The organism is Fictibacillus halophilus, assembly GCF_016401385.1.
Classification (GTDB): domain Bacteria; phylum Bacillota; class Bacilli; order Bacillales; family Fictibacillaceae; genus Fictibacillus; species Fictibacillus halophilus.
On the sequence record NZ_JAEACF010000001.1, the window covers coordinates 263,578 to 282,540 of the forward strand.

21 protein-coding genes are annotated in these 18,963 nt (G+C 39.2%); 14 read left to right on the top strand and 7 right to left on the bottom strand.

Annotated elements, in window-relative coordinates:
- Nucleotides 1-177: 177 nt before the first annotated feature.
- From I5J82_RS01430 to I5J82_RS01440, 3 genes are all read left to right on the top strand, one after another.
- On the top strand, nt 178-2,580 hold the full coding sequence (locus I5J82_RS01430; protein ID WP_198766341.1) for a penicillin acylase family protein: 2,403 nt from the start codon (nt 178-180) through the stop codon (nt 2,578-2,580).
- Nucleotides 2,581-2,666: 86 nt separating this feature from the next.
- Nucleotides 2,667-2,957: a hypothetical protein gene (locus tag I5J82_RS01435; protein WP_137790410.1), complete on the top strand. Its 291-nt coding sequence runs from the start codon at nt 2,667-2,669 to the stop codon at nt 2,955-2,957.
- 331 nt (nt 2,958-3,288) lie between these two features.
- Nucleotides 3,289-3,627 (top strand): VOC family protein, encoded by a 339-nt coding sequence (locus I5J82_RS01440; RefSeq protein ID WP_198766342.1) that lies wholly within the window; start codon nt 3,289-3,291, stop codon nt 3,625-3,627.
- 74 nt (nt 3,628-3,701) lie between these two features.
- Here I5J82_RS01440 and I5J82_RS01445 read toward each other — a convergent pair whose 3' ends face one another.
- Entirely contained in the window at nt 3,702-3,953 is a 252-nt protein-coding gene (locus tag I5J82_RS01445; RefSeq protein ID WP_198766343.1) for a hypothetical protein, read from the bottom strand.
- Between the two features lie 183 nt (nt 3,954-4,136).
- On the opposite strand from I5J82_RS01445, the gene I5J82_RS01450 reads away from it, so the two are divergent.
- Nucleotides 4,137-4,388 (top strand): HPr family phosphocarrier protein, encoded by a 252-nt coding sequence (locus I5J82_RS01450; RefSeq protein ID WP_137790407.1) that lies wholly within the window; start codon nt 4,137-4,139, stop codon nt 4,386-4,388.
- Nucleotides 4,389-4,435: 47 nt separating this feature from the next.
- Here the strand turns inward: I5J82_RS01450 and I5J82_RS01455 are convergent, their stop codons facing one another.
- Together I5J82_RS01455 and I5J82_RS01460 are read right to left on the bottom strand one after the other, a co-directional pair.
- Nucleotides 4,436-4,594, bottom strand: a complete 159-nt coding sequence (locus I5J82_RS01455) for a hypothetical protein (protein ID WP_198766344.1) — start codon at nt 4,592-4,594, stop codon at nt 4,436-4,438.
- 306 nt (nt 4,595-4,900) lie between these two features.
- Complete coding sequence (locus tag I5J82_RS01460; protein ID WP_082861284.1) at nt 4,901-5,074, bottom strand: YjcZ family sporulation protein; 174 nt, start codon at nt 5,072-5,074, stop codon at nt 4,901-4,903.
- Nucleotides 5,075-5,254: 180 nt separating this feature from the next.
- Between I5J82_RS01460 and I5J82_RS01465 the strand changes: the two genes are divergently transcribed.
- Together I5J82_RS01465 and I5J82_RS01470 are read left to right on the top strand one after the other, a co-directional pair.
- Nucleotides 5,255-5,560 (top strand): hypothetical protein, encoded by a 306-nt coding sequence (locus I5J82_RS01465; RefSeq protein WP_198766345.1) that lies wholly within the window; start codon nt 5,255-5,257, stop codon nt 5,558-5,560.
- A 280-nt stretch (nt 5,561-5,840) separates the two neighbouring features.
- A complete protein-coding gene (locus I5J82_RS01470; protein ID WP_370568694.1) occupies nt 5,841-6,011 on the top strand; it encodes an aspartyl-phosphate phosphatase Spo0E family protein in 171 nt (56 codons plus the stop codon).
- Here I5J82_RS01470 and I5J82_RS01475 read toward each other — a convergent pair whose 3' ends face one another.
- On the bottom strand, nt 6,012-6,206 hold the full coding sequence (locus I5J82_RS01475) for a hypothetical protein (protein WP_137790405.1): 195 nt from the start codon (nt 6,204-6,206) through the stop codon (nt 6,012-6,014).
- Between the two features lie 154 nt (nt 6,207-6,360).
- Between I5J82_RS01475 and I5J82_RS01480 the strand changes: the two genes are divergently transcribed.
- From I5J82_RS01480 to I5J82_RS01510, 7 genes are all read left to right on the top strand, one after another.
- Complete coding sequence (locus I5J82_RS01480) at nt 6,361-7,197, top strand: aldo/keto reductase (RefSeq protein WP_198766346.1); 837 nt, start codon at nt 6,361-6,363, stop codon at nt 7,195-7,197.
- 309 nt (nt 7,198-7,506) lie between these two features.
- The gene (locus I5J82_RS01485) at nt 7,507-8,457 is read left to right on the top strand and encodes a ring-cleaving dioxygenase (RefSeq protein WP_198766347.1); all 951 of its coding nucleotides are present in this window, start codon (nt 7,507-7,509) and stop codon (nt 8,455-8,457) included.
- Complete coding sequence (locus tag I5J82_RS01490; protein WP_198766348.1) at nt 8,454-9,062, top strand: alpha/beta hydrolase; 609 nt, start codon at nt 8,454-8,456, stop codon at nt 9,060-9,062. Before I5J82_RS01485 ends, I5J82_RS01490 begins: the two co-directional genes overlap by 4 nt.
- A gap of 130 nt (nt 9,063-9,192) precedes the next feature.
- Nucleotides 9,193-9,804: a flavin reductase family protein gene (locus I5J82_RS01495; protein ID WP_198766349.1), complete on the top strand. Its 612-nt coding sequence runs from the start codon at nt 9,193-9,195 to the stop codon at nt 9,802-9,804.
- A gap of 646 nt (nt 9,805-10,450) precedes the next feature.
- A complete protein-coding gene (locus I5J82_RS01500) occupies nt 10,451-14,800 on the top strand; it encodes a S8 family peptidase (RefSeq protein WP_198766350.1) in 4,350 nt (1,449 codons plus the stop codon).
- 168 nt (nt 14,801-14,968) lie between these two features.
- On the top strand, nt 14,969-15,991 hold the full coding sequence (desA, locus tag I5J82_RS01505) for a Delta(5) desaturase DesA (RefSeq protein WP_197127000.1): 1,023 nt from the start codon (nt 14,969-14,971) through the stop codon (nt 15,989-15,991).
- 373 nt (nt 15,992-16,364) lie between these two features.
- Nucleotides 16,365-16,847: a hypothetical protein gene (locus tag I5J82_RS01510; protein WP_198766351.1), complete on the top strand. Its 483-nt coding sequence runs from the start codon at nt 16,365-16,367 to the stop codon at nt 16,845-16,847.
- Nucleotides 16,848-16,889: 42 nt separating this feature from the next.
- Here I5J82_RS01510 and I5J82_RS01515 read toward each other — a convergent pair whose 3' ends face one another.
- Nucleotides 16,890-17,123 carry an XRE family transcriptional regulator gene (locus I5J82_RS01515; RefSeq protein ID WP_198766352.1) on the bottom strand — a complete coding sequence of 78 codons (234 nt, stop codon included), beginning with the start codon at nt 17,121-17,123 and terminating at the stop codon, nt 16,890-16,892.
- Nucleotides 17,124-17,389: 266 nt separating this feature from the next.
- On the opposite strand from I5J82_RS01515, the gene I5J82_RS01520 reads away from it, so the two are divergent.
- Complete coding sequence (locus I5J82_RS01520) at nt 17,390-17,815, top strand: MarR family winged helix-turn-helix transcriptional regulator (protein WP_198766353.1); 426 nt, start codon at nt 17,390-17,392, stop codon at nt 17,813-17,815.
- A 73-nt stretch (nt 17,816-17,888) separates the two neighbouring features.
- On the opposite strand, the gene I5J82_RS20475 is transcribed toward I5J82_RS01520, so the two are convergent.
- Nucleotides 17,889-18,011, bottom strand: a complete 123-nt coding sequence (locus tag I5J82_RS20475; protein ID WP_255520062.1) for a hypothetical protein — start codon at nt 18,009-18,011, stop codon at nt 17,889-17,891.
- 153 nt (nt 18,012-18,164) lie between these two features.
- Nucleotides 18,165-18,953, bottom strand: coding sequence for a class I SAM-dependent methyltransferase (locus I5J82_RS01525; RefSeq protein WP_198766354.1), 789 nt, complete (start codon nt 18,951-18,953; stop codon nt 18,165-18,167).
- Nucleotides 18,954-18,963: the final 10 nt, after the last annotated feature.

Sequence of the window (18,963 nt, forward strand, 5' to 3'; positions counted from 1 at the left end):
CATAGACTGCTTGTTGAGGTATTCGACATTTTCCTGAAAATCCTGTCTTTAAATAGAGAAATTAGGCGAAAAGTATTGAGGTTTTTCAATACATTTACTTTTATCAAATTTTTACAGGGGAAATCCGTCATATTATAGAATGTAATTAGGAAGATTGTAGTGGCAGGGGGTCTATAGGTGGAGAGTACGCTTCAGAAAAAAAAGTCTGTTAAACGATTATCATGGAAGAAAAGTTTAGTTATCATCGGAATTGCTATAGTCGTGATTCTTGTAGCGGCAGCAGGTACTGCCTATTTTTTGCTTCAAAAAAGTAAGCCCGTAATAAATGGGACAATACCGCTAACCGGACTCCATGCAACGGTAGATGTTTACAGAGATAGAGATGGGGTTCCCCATATTGAAGCAAATTCGATGAAAGACCTATTTATGGCTCAAGGATTTGTAACGGCTCAGGACAGGATGTTTCAAATGGATTTAAGCAGAAGACAAGCATCAGGAATGCTCAGTGAGGTTATTGGGGAAAAGACACTGACTCGTGATAAGTTTTTTAGAACACTTGGTTTGAGAAGAGCAGCGGAAGCCTCTTATGGTGAGTATTCTAAAGAAATGAAACAATATCTTTCATGGTACGCAGATGGTGTGAACGCTTATATGGACCAAGCGAAGAAAAATAACACGCTACCTATTGAATTTTTGCTCGTTGGGTATGAGCCAGAGAAATGGACCCCGGTTGATTCGCTCGTAATCGGTAAATATATGGCTTTCGATCTTGGGGGACATTGGGAAGGACAAGCGTTTCGATATTATTTAACAGAAACGTTCTCAAAAGAAAAAGCTCTGGATTTATTTCCAGGATATCCGAAAGACGCACCATCCATATTAGAAGATCTGCAAACAGAAGGTATTGATTTTGAGAAAAGTTTCGCAGGATCCGTTATACCAAACTATCATAATGGAAGTAACAATTGGGTAGTTGCGGGCAAGAAGACGAAATCTGGTAAGCCGCTTCTTGCCAACGATCCTCACCTTTCACTAGGTACGCCTTCTATATGGTATCAGGCCCATCTAAAAGCTCCAGATTATGAAGTTTCTGGTGTTATATTTGCAGGAATACCTGGTATCATTGTGGGCAATAACAAGACGATCGCATGGGGTGTTACGAACGTTGGTCCAGATGTTCAAGAACTATATGTAGAAAAAAGAAATCCAAAGAATCCATATGAATTTCAATACTTGGCAAACTGGGAAAAAGCTGATGTCGTTAAAGAGAGAATTAAAGTAAAGGATAAAGTAGATGTGGATCATGAAGTTGTTATCACGAGACACGGACCTGTTATTTCAGAGTTTGCACATCACGATAAACCAGGTACAGCCCTTTCATTAAAGTGGACAGCTCTTCAACCTTCAAAAGAGCTCGAGGCTGTCATTATGATGAACCGCTCTAAAAACTGGAATCAGTTCGAAAAAGCGCTCCAATCGTTTCATACCCCTGCGCAGAATTTTGTTTTTGCTAGTACAGATGGAACGATTGCATACAAAGCAAACGGGTTGATCCCTATTCGCAAACAAGAGTATACGTCACTTCCTGTTCCAGGATGGACAGATCAATATGAATGGGAAGGCTACATCCCATGGAATGAACTGCCAACAAGTGTTAATCCTGAAAAAGGATATATAGCGACTGCGAACAATAAAGTTACTGCTGATTCCTATCCTTATCATATTTCGGATACATTTGCTCAACCTTATAGACAACAACGAATCGTAGAAGTTCTTGAAGGGAAAGAAAAGCTTACGGCAACAGACATGCAATCCTTGCAATTCGATCAAAAAAACAAGCAAGCAGAAGAAATGCTGCCTATTTTGATGCAACAGGTTATGAAAAAACCATTGAACGATAAGGAAAAGGAAGTCATCTCACTTCTGAAAAAATGGAACAATGTTGATAGTAAGAAAAGTGCTGCTCCATTAATCTTCCATATCTGGATGAGTCATTTTAGTGATGAGTTGTTTAAGGAAGAGATCAGTGAAGAGATGCTGAAGATGTTTGATGGCAGAGAACAAGTGGTGGACGAACTGATAAGAAAGGCGAACTCTGGGGATCCAGGTCCATGGATTAGAGAAAATGGCGGGTTAGAAAAAGTTACCCAACACTCTTTTGAATCGATGATAACTTTTCTATCAGAAAAATTTGGTGAAGATCCATCAAAGTGGGAATGGGGAAACTTTCATACGTTAACATTTGAACATCCACTTGCTGCGATTAAACCATTACATCTATTGTTTAATCCTGGTACTCAAAGTATGGGCGGAAGTAGAGTGTCAGTCGGTGTAGCTGGCTGGGACCGTGAAACGGGTAGCATTACTCACGGGGGAGCTTGGCGAATGGTGATTGATATGTCTGATACATCGAGAGCGTTTCATGTGGTAGGGCCAGGTCAATCTGGTCATGTGCTGAGCCCTTGGTATGAGGATCAGGTTGAAGATTGGGCAACAGGAAAGTATCACGAAACCGTTCTAGATCAGAAAAAATGGCCGAAGGATCAGCATCTCGTTTTGCAGCCAAAAGTAGAAAAATAAAAAATGGTAGACTCTTGTCTCTGTCAAAATAACAGGTTGGACATATGGTGTAGAGAAGGCAAAAACAAGCTGGGAGGTTTACCCCATTGTCATACCAAACATATCACCTGTGCCGTAGTTATTTAGGCAGATCGGTATATATTGATTGTCATTGTGGCACAAGATATCATGGTGTTCTTAAGCACGTAGATGAGAGTAAAGCGTATATTTTACCGTATAGTTCAGAAGGTCAGGACGAGAGCAGCAACCGCTTCTTTTTTGCACCTGCATTAGTAGGACTAACACTAGGAACCATCGCCGGTCTAGCGCTAGCACCACGACCGTACCCAATCTATCCTGTCTATCCGCCATATCCATATCCACCGTATCCGTATTAAGTTTTATAAGACTGAGTTCATACTACACATTAAGTGTAGATGGATCAGTCTTTTATTTTGCTCTTTATGGATGGTTGTTTTCTAAGAGACTTCTAATGGAGTAAAGTTTGCATGAGGCACACCACACGTCACATGGAAGCGAGCGTTTCAGCGGAAAACAACTTCTTTTAAAGAGCAACAATGTATACGAAAACCGCCTTATAAAATAAACCTTTTTTACAAAAATGAGCAGGAAATGAAGAAGAAGAGAGGGAATTTAACGAATACATAAAATTAAAAATGAATATAAATCTAGCAAATGATCACGAATTTTTTACGAGGGGGTAGTGGTATGAAGCTCGCGTTTTTGTTTCACCCAGTAAAAGATTTACAAGAGTCACAGCAATATTATGAAGGGCTAGGCATGACTGAAGCCTGGCGTGAAGGTAATCAAGTACTAGGGATGTCGATGAAAGATTGTGAAGTGCAGCTGATGATAGAAGAAGATGAGCATGATCTAGGACCAGGCGGAGTGTTTTTAGTAGATAGTGTAGATGACTTCTATCATGAACATGAGGGAAAGCTGAATTTTGTTAAATTACCTTGTACAATTCCTCCAGGAAGGTATGCGATCTATCGAGATGCAACAGGGAATCCCATCCGAATTATTGATTCTACGAATAAAGACTAGATATATTTGAAAAAACACCATCCAATTTCTCATGAATGGTGTTTTTACTTGCTTTTTTTGAGGTAAAACAATTGCTAGTGATAATATTCATCGTCTTCGTTTAAAGCAGGATCATGCAAATCCCCAACGAAATTTAATAAACTGTCACCTTCAAAGTAAAAAGGTTCTGTATCCTCTAGCCAGCTTCTGTATTCTTGAAAATCTTGATTAAAGTCTCCCGAAAAGAAACGGTGTGCTACCTCGTTTGTTAGTGTATCAATGATCACGATTCCTCTGTAACTTTGGCGATCGGGTTCATCATAATCGCATGCTATGTAATAGGCCATAATTTTTACTCCTTTTTAAGTCATACTCATAATGTTGCAATTTAGTTCTTTTTTCATACCATTATTTTTCAGTTTCTTCATAAATTGAATGCATAAGCAATAAAACTCTAACATGGAGTTAAAACGCTCTTTACATTTCGCTAGTAAAATAAAAAATGAAGAGGACTGAAAGAGGGTCATACAATGAAAACTTACTTTATGGTACAAGAAAAAATCAGACCTACTTGGATTCATGAGATGGTGGTTAAAGCGAATGAGTTTGAACAATGCCAGATCTTTTTTGAATGCAATACGTTAAGAATCAATGCAAAAAGCCACCTTAGTATGAGTCTTTTAAATGGCATGCAAGGGGTCTGTTGCGTTTCTGCAACTGGAGAGGATAGCAGGGGTGCAGTTGATGCATTACGCAGTTTAGGAACAGGTTCATTATCATAAAAATATGTAAGATAAATTAAAAAAAAGCAGCCATTCGACTGCTTTTTTTATTTGTTATTTTTAGGTTTAACAGTTGATCGGCTATCATGAAATTTCTTTTTAATATAGACATCTACAACTACCGACCGTGCTTGTTCAGCCTCTTTGTGCTCTTCGCGCGCTTTTTGCTCAAGCATCTCAATTTCCCTTTTATTATGCTGTGTCAATTTTCTTGTCCACCTTTCTGCTGCTCACACATTTCGTGTTATTCCCGCAAAAGAGATGAACAGGGCCCTATTCCTCTAAAAAGGAGTAATCATTAAAAAGATATGCTGCGACTCCTGTTTATATGTGTTCTATCTTGTAAAACACCTTGATTCTCAGGTGATTTATTCGCATTCATGGGGCAATGGATTAGCACTAGACTCATTGATTTTGTAAGGACGTTACATCTAAAGAAAACAACAAAACCATTTATACAAAAAAAAGAGGTGCGGATTTCATACCCGCACCTCTTTATGCTGCACATAAAATTAGCAGTCTTTGCCTTTATATGCCCACGAACAGCCAACAATTATGAGAAGGACAAATAGAACTACTATGATCGCAAAACTCTTGCCATAACCTCCGCCACCACAATAACCATATCCGCCACCATATACTGGTGCGTTTGCAAGTGAAGCATTTACCGGTGAATTTGCATACATTCTAAAAACTCCTCCTTAAAAGTGTACTTTCGACTTCGATACATTATATGTAAACTCCAGAAAGCGTGTATGGACAAATGATTAGATTTTGAGGAAATAGGCAGATGTAATAATTGAAAAGAAATTGTGATGTTACGATTGTGTGGAAATGGGGTAAATGTAAGCAAGGAGGCGTTATTCATGCAAACTACAACTCAAACTCAAACTCAAATGAAAACAACGAGTAAATTATTGAAAACACAATCATGGGCCTTGATTGGTCTAGGTACAGGAGCGTTAGTATGGCTCTCCTTCAAACCAAACCGTATTAAAACAAAAATGAAATTTAAAGATATGAAACGCAGAGTTCGCCCTCATCACATTGATCGTACGCAACTACCTATCAATAAAGCAGGCCACCCTGATCCAATGGATGTTGATGACAACAAGATGGTTGAAGAAGGGGCTATGTACTCTGTCAACTACTACAATGATAAAAAAGGTTAAAAGGATGGGAGTCGCCCATCCTTTTTTCTTTGTTTTAAAGCCTTTAAGAACACTGCATTAATAGTGGAATTGCTAGTTTTACGGCTAAGAAAGTACGCGAATGCGGCTGAATCTTGAAACATATTGGTTGAAATTATGGGTCTTTCTGACGATACGTCATGTAAAAAAATGTCCGCTTTTGTAAGATTACTTCTTCTTTTGGTGAATCTATTTTCAAGAATAAGAAAAGCAGTCATAATAAGCGAGAGGTATAAAAATGACACAAGAGGAGCGGATTTTCGTGGAGAAAAAAGAATGGAATAACTCTCTTCTCATGGAATGTATTAAAGAAAAAAAAGAGAAGCTGGTAGAGGTTGCTGATCGCAATGGATTAACCAGCAATGAAACGGTAAAATGCAGTCAAGAGTTAGATGTTTTGCTAAATGTGTATCAAAGACAATTTTCATTCTAATTATCGTTTATTGAAGATGAGTTCATCTGTTAGTTGATCGATACGAAGTAGGATCGCTTTTTTTGTTACCAAAGGATAATTACAGTGAAACTCTGATAAAAGTTCACGTATCTCCTGAATCAGGGTAAATTCTTGTTCAGGCATAGATTTAGATGATTCGCTTTTAGTCTTAAATTGAATCAGATTGTCCTTCACATCAACACCCCATTTTTAAATTGTGTTGGATACTACTTCCATAGAAGGATTTAAATACCTTCTAAAAGTCGAAATGTTTCCTTTCTACAGCAGAATGTGACAATATCTTTTTAGGGAACAAAATTTGGCTTTAAAATGGGAGGCTATTAAACAGATGACAACAATTAAATCATTGCAAGATACGACTGTCTTACACAATGGAGTTGAGATGCCATGGTTTGGACTTGGTGTATTTAAAGTTGAAGATGGACAAGAAGTAATCGATTCTGTTAAATGGGCAATCGAAGCGGGATATAAGAGCATTGATACAGCAGCTATCTACAAAAATGAAGAAGGTGTTGGACAAGCTATAAAAGAAGCGGGTGTTCCTCGCGAAGAATTGTTCATCACAACAAAAGTTTGGAACGCTGACCAAGGCTATGAGTCAACACTTGCCGCTTTTGAAGAGAGTATGAACAAGCTTGGTCTTGAATATCTTGATCTATATTTGGTTCACTGGCCGGTAAAAGGAAAGTACAAAGAAACGTGGCGTGCACTCGAAAAGCTTTATAAGGATGGAAAAGTAAAAGCGATCGGTGTGTCGAACTTCCAAGTTCACCACCTAGAAGACATCTTGGCAGTTTGTGAGATCAAACCGATGGTCAACCAGGTAGAATACCATCCGCGTTTGGCACAAAAAGAGCTTCTCTTATTCTGTAAAGATAACAACATCCAACTGGAAGCATGGAGCCCGCTAATGCAAGGTGAGTTGCTAAATGAGCCATCATTGGTGGAACTAGCGAAGAAGCACGGAAAATCTGTAGCACAAATCATCCTTCGTTGGGATGTTCAAAACGGCGTTGTAACGATTCCGAAATCTGTAAAACAACACCGTATCGTAGAGAATGCAGATATCTTTGATTTTGAATTATCTCTAGAAGATATGGCGAAAATTGATGCGTTAAATGAAGATCGTCGCATCGGTCCAGACCCAGACAACTTCGACTTTTAAGAAGGGGTCTGACCCCAAACAAATACAAAAATTCACATTTCGTCCACGTGGAATCTACAGATTCTACGTGGTTTTTTTATTTCTTAGATATTCGAGAATAAACCTTAGGAATGTTGTATCACTCAATTATTAAGGGTATAAGCTTAAGTAAACGGTTGTACGTACATAATGAGTAGGAGTAAATAGTCATCAAACATATTTTAGATTATTTAAAACAAAACAATATAGTTACTTGACAAAAGTAAGTGATGAATTATATACTTAACTTACAAAAAATAAGTTACATGATATTGAAAGGATGTTTTGAATATGACGATGCATACAGATGGAATTCACCATATAACTGCGATTGTTGGTAATCCTCAAGAAAATGTAGATTTTTATGCTGGTGTTCTGGGGCTTAGACTTGTAAAAAAAACTGTAAACTTTGATGACCCAGGAACGTATCACCTTTATTTTGGTGACGAAGGAGGAAGCCCGGGAACGATCATGACGTTTTTTCCTTGGCCGGATGCTTATAGGGGAAGAGTAGGTTCAGGTCAGGTTGGAACTACATCCTTTGTTGTACCAGAAGGTTCTTTACCTTTTTGGGAAGAAAGGCTTGTGAAATTCTCCGTAGAGTATAAAAAGACTGTCCGCTTTCAAGAAGAATATCTAGAATTCCACGATCCTCATGGATTGCGTCTAGAAATTGTAGCAAGACAAGAAGGTAAGAATAGTGAATGGTCATTTGGCGAGGTTACTGCTCAACATGCAATTAAAGGCTTTGGAGGAGCGGTACTACTTTCAGCGGCTCCACAGGAGACAGAACGAGTCCTTACAGAAGTGATGGGGTTAGTAAAAGTGGGGCAAGACGGAGATTACATCAGGTTTCACGCAAAAAGTGATATTGGAAATGTAATTGATATCAAACTATCTCCTGAAGCAAGAGGAGTGAGTGGAGTAGGAACGGTTCACCATATCGCCTGGCGAGCTTCTTCTTATGAAGAACATGAACAATGGCAGCAACATGTGAAACAAAGGGAATTTCAAGTAACAGAAATCATTGATAGACAATATTTTAACGCTATTTATTTCCGTGAAGAAGGCGGAATACTTTTTGAAATCGCAACTGACCCACCAGGGTTTACACGTGATGAATCAGAAGAAGAGTTAGGAAAGAAACTATTACTTCCACCATGGCTTGAGCCTCACCGAGAACAGATTGAGAATCATCTACAACCCGCTGAAGCAAGAATTTTAAAGGAGGATATCCGATGATCCATCTATTTAAAAAAGGCACAGATGTAAACAAGCCTGTACTCTTGTTATTACACGGTACTGGAGGAAATGAGAACGACTTACTTTCCTTAGCAGAAATGATCTCACCAGAATCATCCGTATTGAGCGTTCGAGGAAATGTTTCTGAAAACGGTATGCCGAGATTTTTCCGCCGGCTAGCAGAGGGAGTCTTTGATGAAGAAGACTTAATCTTTCGTACAAAAGAGCTTTATGAGTTTATCGAAGAAGCAGCAAAAAAGTATGAATTTAACCGTGATCAAGTAGTAGCTGTCGGCTATTCGAACGGCGCTAACATTGCAGGAAGTTTAATTTTCCACTATGAAAATTCATTAAAAGGAGCCATCCTTCATCATCCGATGGTACCTAGACGCGGAATTGAGCTTCCGAAGCTAAACGGACTTCCTGTATTTATCGGTGCGGGAAAAAACGATCCAATCTGTTCACCTCAAGAAACTGAAGAGTTAGAGCACCTGTTGAACAATGCTGGGGCAAAAGTACATCTGAAATGGGATAACATGGGGCATCAGTTATCAAGAGCTGAAGTAGAAGAAGCGGCTGAATGGTTTAACAAACACTTGCTATAAGTCATTGTTGTTAAAGTTAAGTCACATCCTAAGACAAATAGATCATTCAGATCGATAATTGTTACGATTAATTCATTCATAAGAATATATGCTCATCATACAAAAAACTGAGTAAAGTGGGTGAAGATTCTTGAAGTCCATCGATCCTCAAGATTTATCGATAAAAGAGAATTATAAGTTTCTAACCGGAAGCATTATTCCTAGACCGATTGCGTTCGTTACGACCCTTTCATCAGAAGGAGTGCTTAACGCTGCTCCATTTAGCTATTTTAATGCATTAACTTCCAATCCTCCTTTAATCGCCATCTCCATTGGGAGGAAGGATGGTATTCAAAAGGATACGTCCCGGAATGCAGAAGAGCTAGGAGAATTCGTCGTTCACATTCCAGACGAAACGTATATAGAAGCTGTAAACCTAACCGCTGCTAACCTTGAGCCAGATCAAAGCGAGGTTGAACTTGCTAATTTGACGAAGGCTCAATCGGTAAAGGTGGATGTTCCAGGCATCGCTGAATCGAAAATACGCATGGAATGTGTAGTTGAACAGATCATTCCTCTTGGAGGTACACCAGACAAACCATCCACTGATCTGTTAATCGGAAGAGTTGTTCATTATCATATCTCAGATGAACTCTATCAGGATGGAAGAATAGATGCTGATAAGTTAAGGCCAGTTGGCAGATTAGCAGGATCGAATTACGTAAAGCTTGGAGAGACTTTTTCGCTAGAACGGCCAGAATAGTTTTTAACCTTCCTCGTTAGAGGGAGGTTTTTTGTTGTTTTCAATTGATTTACGAGATGAACCTTGTCAAAAAACGACACTAGATAGAGTCCGAAATTCAATTATTTTTACAAACGATCATACTTAGAATATTCGATTACTATTTTTTTAATAGGTAGATATAACGTTTTTTCCGACATAAGACCTGCATCTAATAAAGGAACAATGTCTCACTAATGAATTCGTAAAGCTTCCTGAATCACTGCCATCATAAAATCACAATGAAAATATTGGAAGTAATCTAGTTTCTTTTTAATACGAAAAAAGGGACTGAGTCCTCAATTTTACGGCGCCTTATTTTATATTACAAAAACAAGTAGTTATGTACCGTGCCATAAGTTTTACAATCTAGGAAAAATAAATGTAAAGAAAAAAATGGCTAATCAAAAGTCACGGGTTAGTAGATTAGCAGTCATACAAAGGATTTATTTTCCAATTACTAGTACTTTTCGCGACAAATTATTACATAATTTTACAGAGTCGTTCCGTTAACCTTTATATAACAACAAAGAATTACTATATTTTCATAAAAAGTACAGGAGGTGTGACAGAATTCTTGCTAGGTTAGATCAACCAAAAACAAATAGACCAGGGAGGGAAAAGTTACATGAGTAAAAAACGAAGAAAAGTACGATGGCTATCCGTATTTTTAGCTTTTTTAATGATTGTTCCAATGATGTTCCCATCTCAATCGAATGCTGCAACTACTAAAGGTAAGGCTTCTACTTCAGCTAAAGAGGCAGCATTAGACGGTAAGACGAGCAAGGTTGCAAAGAAACTGAACGAGCAATTCAGCAAGAAGGATAAAGTTACATTCCTCATTAAGTTCAAAGAACAAGTAGATACGGCTGCAGTGGCAAAAAAAGCTGCTAAAGAAGCTAAATCTCAAAAACTTTCTTCTAATCAAACAAAATTAATGAAACGTTCTACGATCGTTTCCACACTTCGCGCCAATGCGCTTGAAACTCAACAGCACACGAAACAATACTTAGAAAAACAAGAAAAAGCAGGTAAAGCTGAAAAAATCCAATCTTTCTATGTTGTTAACGGTATGGCCGTAACGGCTACAAAAGAAGTAATGGAAGAGATTGCAGCTTTCCCAGAAGTTGAAAAAGTACTTCCGAATGAAACAAGACAGCTTATTCAACCCGTAAGTTCTGTAAAGCTGCCAGAAAATCAACTTCCCAAATCATCTCTACAGGTTCAACCGAAAAACGATACTTCTTCTATTGAATGGAATATCGAACGTGTAGGTGCTCCTGAGGTTTGGGGAATGGGTATTGATGGAGCTGGTACAGTTGTTGCCAATATCGATACAGGTGTTCAATGGAACCACCCCGCACTAAAAGAAAAGTATCGCGGATACAATCCTCAAAATCCAGATGCAGCAGATCACCAGTTCAGCTGGTTCGATCCTGTTGGTAATCAAGCTACTCCATATGATGATGATGGACATGGTACACATACGATGGGAACAATGGTAGGTGCTGAACCGAACGGAGGCAATCAGATCGGTGTTGCTCCAGGAGCAAAATGGATTGCTGTAAAAGCATTTTCTGCTTCAGGTGGATCAGATGTTGATCTTCTTGAAGCCGGTGAGTGGATCTTAGCGCCAAAAGATGCAGAAGGTAATCCGCACCCTGAAAAAGCGCCAGATGTTGTAAACAACTCATGGGGTGGCGGAGCAGGACTTGATGAATGGTACAGAGAGATGGTTCAAGCTTGGCGATCTGCTGAGATTTTCCCGGAATTCTCTGCAGGTAACACGACGATCTTTAACCCAGGTGGGCCTGGATCAGTTGCAACTCCAGCAAACTATCCAGAATCTTTTGCAACAGGTGCAACAGATATCAATAACACTTTAGCAAGTTTCTCACTTCAAGGACCTTCTCCATATGACGAGACAAAACCTGAAATCTCAGCACCGGGAGTGAATATCCGGTCAGCGGTTCCTGGAAGTGCATATGAAGGTGGTTGGAATGGTACGTCAATGGCCGGACCACACGTTTCAGCAGTAGTTGCTTTATTGAAGCAAGCTGATTCGAGTCTGACTGTTGAAGAGCTTGAAGAGATCTTGTTGAATTCAGCCACTCCTCTTACAGATGCGACTTTCCCTGAATCTCCGAACAATGGATATGGACATGGACTTGTGAACGCATTTACAGCCGTATCCTCAGTAGTAACTGGATTAGGAAGAATTGAGGGAACTGTAACGAAACAAGGAGAGGATAGTGAAGCTCCTTCTATCACACATGAGGGACCTACTGAATCTTACAAGGAGATGCCATTAAATCTTGAAGCCGAAGTGTCAGATAACATTAGTGTCACTTCTGTTACATTAAGCTATCAGAATGAAGACGGAAGCTGGACTGACGTGGCTGCAGAACGTACAGGTGGAGATTATAAGTCAGGTACGTATAGCGCTTCTATTCCAGGATCAGCATTAACAGGTGATTCCATCGTCTATAAATGGACAGCTATTGATTTTGGAGGAAGTTCCGTTTCAACAGATAACTACACAGTAACACTGTTACCTGGAATTTCTTCAGGATACAGTGAGGATTTTGAAGGAAATCCTACAGGCTGGACATCTTTTGGAGCAAATAACAGCTGGGAGCATGGTGTACCGACAAGCGGACCTGGTGCAGCATTCTCTGGTGAAAAAGTATATGCTTCAAATCTTGCTGGAAACTATGCGAACAGCTCTAACATGACACTTGTTATGCCTCCAGTGGATCTTCCTGAAGGCAACACTTACCTTCAGTTCAAACAGTGGCACGATCTCGAACGTAACTATGATTATGGACATGTGTTTGTTTCAACGGATATGGAAAACTGGACGCAAAAGCTACGCGTTAATTCCACTTCTGGAGGATGGATTGACGGAGAAGTCAATCTAAGTGAATACGCAGGACAACGCATTTACGTTGCGTTCAATGTAACTTCTGATGGTTCTGTCGTGAAGGCTGGATGGTATTTAGATGATGTAAAACTGCATGACCAACCGATTACACCGGCAAATAAAGCAAAACTTAGCGGATCTCCAGCGGTTGAAAAAGCACCAATGTCTCAAGCAAAACCAAAAGTAGATCCATCAAAAATTAAGCCGATGAAACCTTCTTCTGAAAAAGAACCTGCGAAAGATGGCGATGCTGCACCACTAGCTCTTCCGATGCGTGCGGAAGTTAGTGTCCTAGAAACAGGACGTTCTGTTTATACGAATCCTCAAGATGGTTCGTATAGCTTAACGCATGCGGCAGGCACATACACTGTCCAAGCAGAGGCGTATGGTTTCCGTTCGCAAACACAATCAGTCACACTTGAAGCAGACGGAACGGCCCGTGCAAACTTTACACTAGAAGAAATTCCAAGAGGAACAGTGTCAGGTACGGTTACGAATGAAGTGACAGGAGAACCGATCGCAGGAGCTACCGTGATGCTCATGGAAGATGCTGCAATTGCACCTGTTCAAACGAATGAAGATGGTACGTATGAAATCTCTGCATATGAAGGCGAATACACGCTAAAAGTACTTGCACCTTCTTATTATGGAGAAGAAGTTTCTGTTACCGTTACTGGCGGCGAAACAACAGATCAAGACATCGCGTTAAAACCTTTCATCGGTTACCCAGGAGAGATTGGGTATGACGATGGTACAGCTGAAAATGCTCGTGCATGGAACGCTGCAGGAAATGCTTGGGCAGTAAAAATGTCACTCGCAAATGGTAATGAAAAAGCAGCTGTAACAGGAGGACTGTTCCGATTCTGGGATACAGAATGGCCAGTACCGGGTGGAACAGCATTCCAAGTAGCTGTATACGATGCAAGTGGACCGGATGGGACACCAGGTAAAAAGCTCGCTGGGCCGTTTGATGCTACAGCATTACGTAATGGAGAGTGGACGCATGTTGACTTAAGTCAGCACGGCATCATGGTAGAAGGAGACTTCTATATGGTGTACATCCAAAACTTTGCGAACCCGAACACACCAGGACTGGCAACAGATGAAGATGGAGAGTGGTCCGGTCGAAGCTTTCAAAGCTTGAGTGGGGCGTGGTCTCAATCTCCAGAAGAAGAAGGTAACTATATGATCAGAGCGACTGTAAATTATGAAGTAACTGCACCATCTATTACTTCTCCAGTCGATGGGTCGTTTACAAATGAAGAAAATGTAACAGTAACAGGTAATGCAGCTCCAACAACTACGGTCGAAATCTACAAAGATGGAGAAGAAGTAGCAACTGCCGAAACGACGGATGAAGGCACGTTCTCTGCTGAAGTTACGCTAGAAGAGGGCGCTAATACGTTGACAGCAAAAGCAGTAACAGATAGTGGTTCAACAGATGAATCAGCTCCGGTAACAGTGACACTTGATCAAACAAAGCCAAAAGTGAGTATCACATCACCGGCTGACGGTATGAAAACAAACCGTGAATCTGTAACCGTAAAAGGTACAGTTGATGAAACCAACCTTGATTGGGTAAAAGTTAACGGACAAAAAGCGCAAGTTGACGAAGACGGCAACTATAGTCACCGCATGCTTCTAAACGAAGGAGAAAATGTGATTAAAGTGGTCGCGCTTGATAAAGCAGGAAATCGTCACTCAAAGACTGTAACCGTTTATGCAAAGTTCGAAGCTCCAGTAGTTGAGAACTTGAAACCAGACACAGACAAAGAGCTGAAGAGCGGGGAGTCTGTGAAAATTGAATTTGACAGTGAGCCAGGATTGGATGCCGTATTCGTGATCCATATGCCTCTGACAAATGCAGGAGGAGTAACGAACGCAACAGAGCTTCCGATGCGTGAAACGTCTGAGGGACATTACGAAGGCTATTACACAGCAACGACAAACGTTAAAGCACCAGGTGCTGTGGTTGAAGTGATTGCTTCGGATGATTACGGCAACAAAACAAGCGAACGAGCAACAGGCAAGCTTTACATCAACGCAAAAAAATAAAAAATAAAATTTAATTTTTCCGGTCTCTTTCCTTGCGAGAGGCCGGTTTTTGCGTGGTTTTAGTACCAAGTCATATAATAAGTTCACAATTCGACAAATATAGGTGGATGCTAAATTCAAAATGTGTGATAAGATAGGGAAGATGTGAAGTTAAAGGAGACTGATTTAATGAGCGAACATTCGAAGTACGACATTCGTGAATGGAAGAAAAAATTAGCACCATTTGAGCGCCCGCGTATATCAGCAAGTGTTTGGCAGTTAGTTAATTCAGTAGGACCATTCTTGATCTTATGGGTATTGGCTTATTTGAGTTTAAATATATCATTTTGGTTAACGCTGCTCTGTGCAGTGCCAGCAGCCGGCTTTTTAGTTCGAACCTTTATCATTTTTCATGATTGCACACACTATTCTTTTTTCAAAAGCAGAAAAGCCAATCAGATTGTAGGGATTTTTACAGGCCTGTTTACGTTCTGTTCGTATGAACAGTGGAAGAATAGCCATGCAACACACCATGCAACGAACGGAAACCTTGAAAAACGTGGGGTTGGTGATGTATGGACAATGACGCTTCAAGAGTACGCAGAGGCTTCTTGGTTTAAGCGATTACAATACAGAACTTACAGAAATCCGATCGTGCTCTTCTTGATCGGACCACTATATATTTTCTTAATCGATTATCGATTTAATGCAAAGAATGCTTCTAAGAAAGAAAAAGTGCATGTTTGGTTAACGAATATCGCACTAGTCACAATCGTATTGGCTGTTGGATTTACGATTGGCTGGAAAGCTTTCTTATTGGTTGAACTGCCGATCTTCTACATTGCAACGTTCTCCGGAGTTTGGTTGTTCTATGTTCAGCATCAGTTTGAAGATGGTTATTTTGAACATAACGAAAAGTGGAACTATGTGGAAGCCGCTCTTAAAGGAAGCTCCTTCTATAAGTTGCCAAAAGTATTACAATGGTTTACAGGGAACATCGGATTTCACCATGTGCACCACTTGAACTCTCGTGTGCCTAACTATCACTTGGAAAAAGCACACAAAAGTGATCCGCGACTTCAAGATGTACCAACGCTTACTCTTCTTACTAGCTTAAAATCGTTAACGTTTAAGCTATGGTGTGAGCAGTCTAAGAAGTTTATCGGAAATCGTGATATTCGTAATTTCATTCGCAAAAATAGAGCAGCATAAAAACATTAGAAGTCACTACTCGCTACGTTAATTAAAAACGTGCGGGGAGTGGCTTTTTTGCTTGGACTGTACTCGTTAGACCTTGTTGCTCCTCGAAAGTAGTTGTCTACTGCTCCAGGTTGGTCGCTTTCTCGCCGTATACTTTGCTTAGAAGTTTCACAGGTGGTAGGCAAGCACCTTCCACTCCAATCAACCCTCAATGAAGAAATAGAAAGGAGCTTTACTTGTTACTTGGAATTCCGTTTTCGAAATTTCAACAAATCCAGGTAATTCTGAAACAACTCAGACGCGCATCTTCCTATAGGCACCTTTTGCATACATACTTTCATAGTATACTTACACAATGACTCCACAGGAAAGAAGGAGATATAGGATGAAGTTGAATGTTCAATATATTCATCTATCTAAAATTAAGCCAGATTATACAATAAAATTAACGGATCATGTGAAGATGCTTAAAAATAGAATGTGGGACTCTATGCATATGCTTGTAGTTAAGAGAGATAAGGAAGATGGATTCAGTATTATTAGCGGAAATGACCGTTATGAATTTTTAACAAAGCACACAAAAAATAAATATGCTCTATGTATGGTCGATGAAAATCCTAGAAAAACAGACATGAAGAATTGGTTACAGAACTTAAGAGGAGAGGGGAAGAAACAAGATAAGAAATTTATTAAGAAGATGAGTCCAGCTGCACTGTCAATTATCAAGCGTTTCGTAAAAGAGAATCCACGTTTTCGTGAACTGCCTCTTAGTAAACAGCTAAAAGTGCTTTTACTTGCTGTTCGATACAAAAAAACAGTAATAACTTCAATGAAGTCAAAAGTAACGGATTTATTGCATAACGACTAATATAACAAACCAAGCACCTCATTTTAATCTGAGGTGCTTGGTTTAGTTCATATCCCATAAATCACTTAGTTTAGTAGTAGGATCCACTTTTTTAACCGCATATAAAATTTTTCTTATACAAATCATTCTTGGATTTTTATTTGGATTGTAGGCAAGCTCTTCTATCGTTTGTCTTTCGATACCAGACGTTCGGGTTAACCAATCAGTATCTTTATTATGTTGTTTGAGCCACATACCTAGTTTGCTGCGTTTCTGCTCCACTCTGTACATATTCAATGATACCCCCAAACATTTTATTCACACATTTTATCTCTATAATTATGGGGTACCCGTATAGAATAACAATTAAACCTAAATACTTGCATATGAATAAGTCTTTTATACTAAAAAGACTCTCTAATCTACAGAATACGTCAAAATCAGCTCTTTTCATTGAAGGATTTGTAGGTAAATAAACCTAAAATTCTATTAAGTATATTTTTTGAAAATTATTTTAATTTTCGGAGGTATAACTTATAGTGGAAATAAGGTGGTGTTCAGTAATGGAGGATGTCAGAGATCTGCTGCAGAATTTGAGTAGAAAATATGAGACGTTGCAAAAGAACAGCTGTCGTTTGGTAGAAGAAGATTTAACATTAGCACATAGTCATATCCTTTATGAAATCAGTAAACACTCAAAGCCTTCTATGCAGCACATTGCAGATAACGTTGGTGTAGACATTACGACATTCAGCAGGCAAGTTAAATCACTAATAAGAACAGGTCTTGTTGAAAAAAGAGTGAATCCAAATGACAAAAGAATTTCTTTCCTTCTATTAACAGAAAAAGGTGTTCATACGATATCTCACTTGAATACGATTTTAAGCACACGGCTAAATCAAAATATTAAAGGACTCTCTGAATTTGAAAGAAACACGATCATACAAGCTTTAAAAATATTAACTAAATCATTAAGTACGACTAAATAAGAAAGAGTATCTGCTAAAATCAGATACTCTTGTTTAATAAAGAAATTATATGATGGCGATATCTTTATCTTTTTTAATGTTTGTCTTTCCTTGCTGAAAGAAGAAAATGCACAAGCAGCTGTTGAAGATGCTGATCTTGTATGTTTTTCTTTGTGAAATGACGTTTCACAAGATGACGGATGATCACTTCACTCATTTTCTATTCCTCCCTTCTTAGTTTTCTCCATAATTCTCTCTCAATCGATAAATATCCTCTTAATTGTCGAAACAATAGTACAGCTTTCCTAGGAACGTATCGGATAAAGTGAAAACAGGACATTTGAAGGGGGATGACAAACTTTTTTTAATACTAAACAATTTTCTTTTTGGCAAGAAATAATGCAACTGCATGTTTTTTAGAGATTACACCTGAATTTTGTTCCAGAATCGCGTTTTTGATTGCTTCATAGAGAGCTTCTTTACGTTCAGGAGACAATATTTGGTGACCTGAATGTGTGTTCAATAGTCCTACATATTCATCGGCTGTATAGGTTTGGTTCCACGTATAAGTATGTGTACACAAATCTTGAAAGGCTCCTGACTGCAGCGTCAGTTTATTACGCTCTTCAATAAATTCAGCTAGGGTAGGAACCTTGCTGTCTTCTAAATGTGGAGCAAAGGATTCATACGCATTTCGAATGGACTGGTAGACGGGTTCATGAGAAGGAATGTGAACAAACCAAAAGAGCGCAAGAACGCCACTATCTTTTAACAGAGAAGCGGCTTTTTTATACCCAGTCTCATGAGGAATAAAGTGAAAAGCAGTCCCAGAATAAACAAGGTCAAATTTGACTTTTTCTTGATTATTCCATTCTTCAAAACTAGAGTTGATCACTTGAAGAGATGGATACGGTGAAAACTTTTTTCGAGTCAGCTCAGCTAAGTTTTGTCCATATTCAATACATGTAACTTTCGAGAGGCCGTGTTTTACAAAACCTTCTGTAGCTTTACCAGTCCCGCTTCCTACCTCCAAAAGAGTGTGATTTACATCAAGGTTTGCAAAACGAATAATATCTTCAAAAAGCTCCTTTGGATAAGTTGGTCGGTATTTTTCATACGAATCAGCAACAAGGTTAAACGATTGTTTAAGCGAAGTCATTAAAATCAGC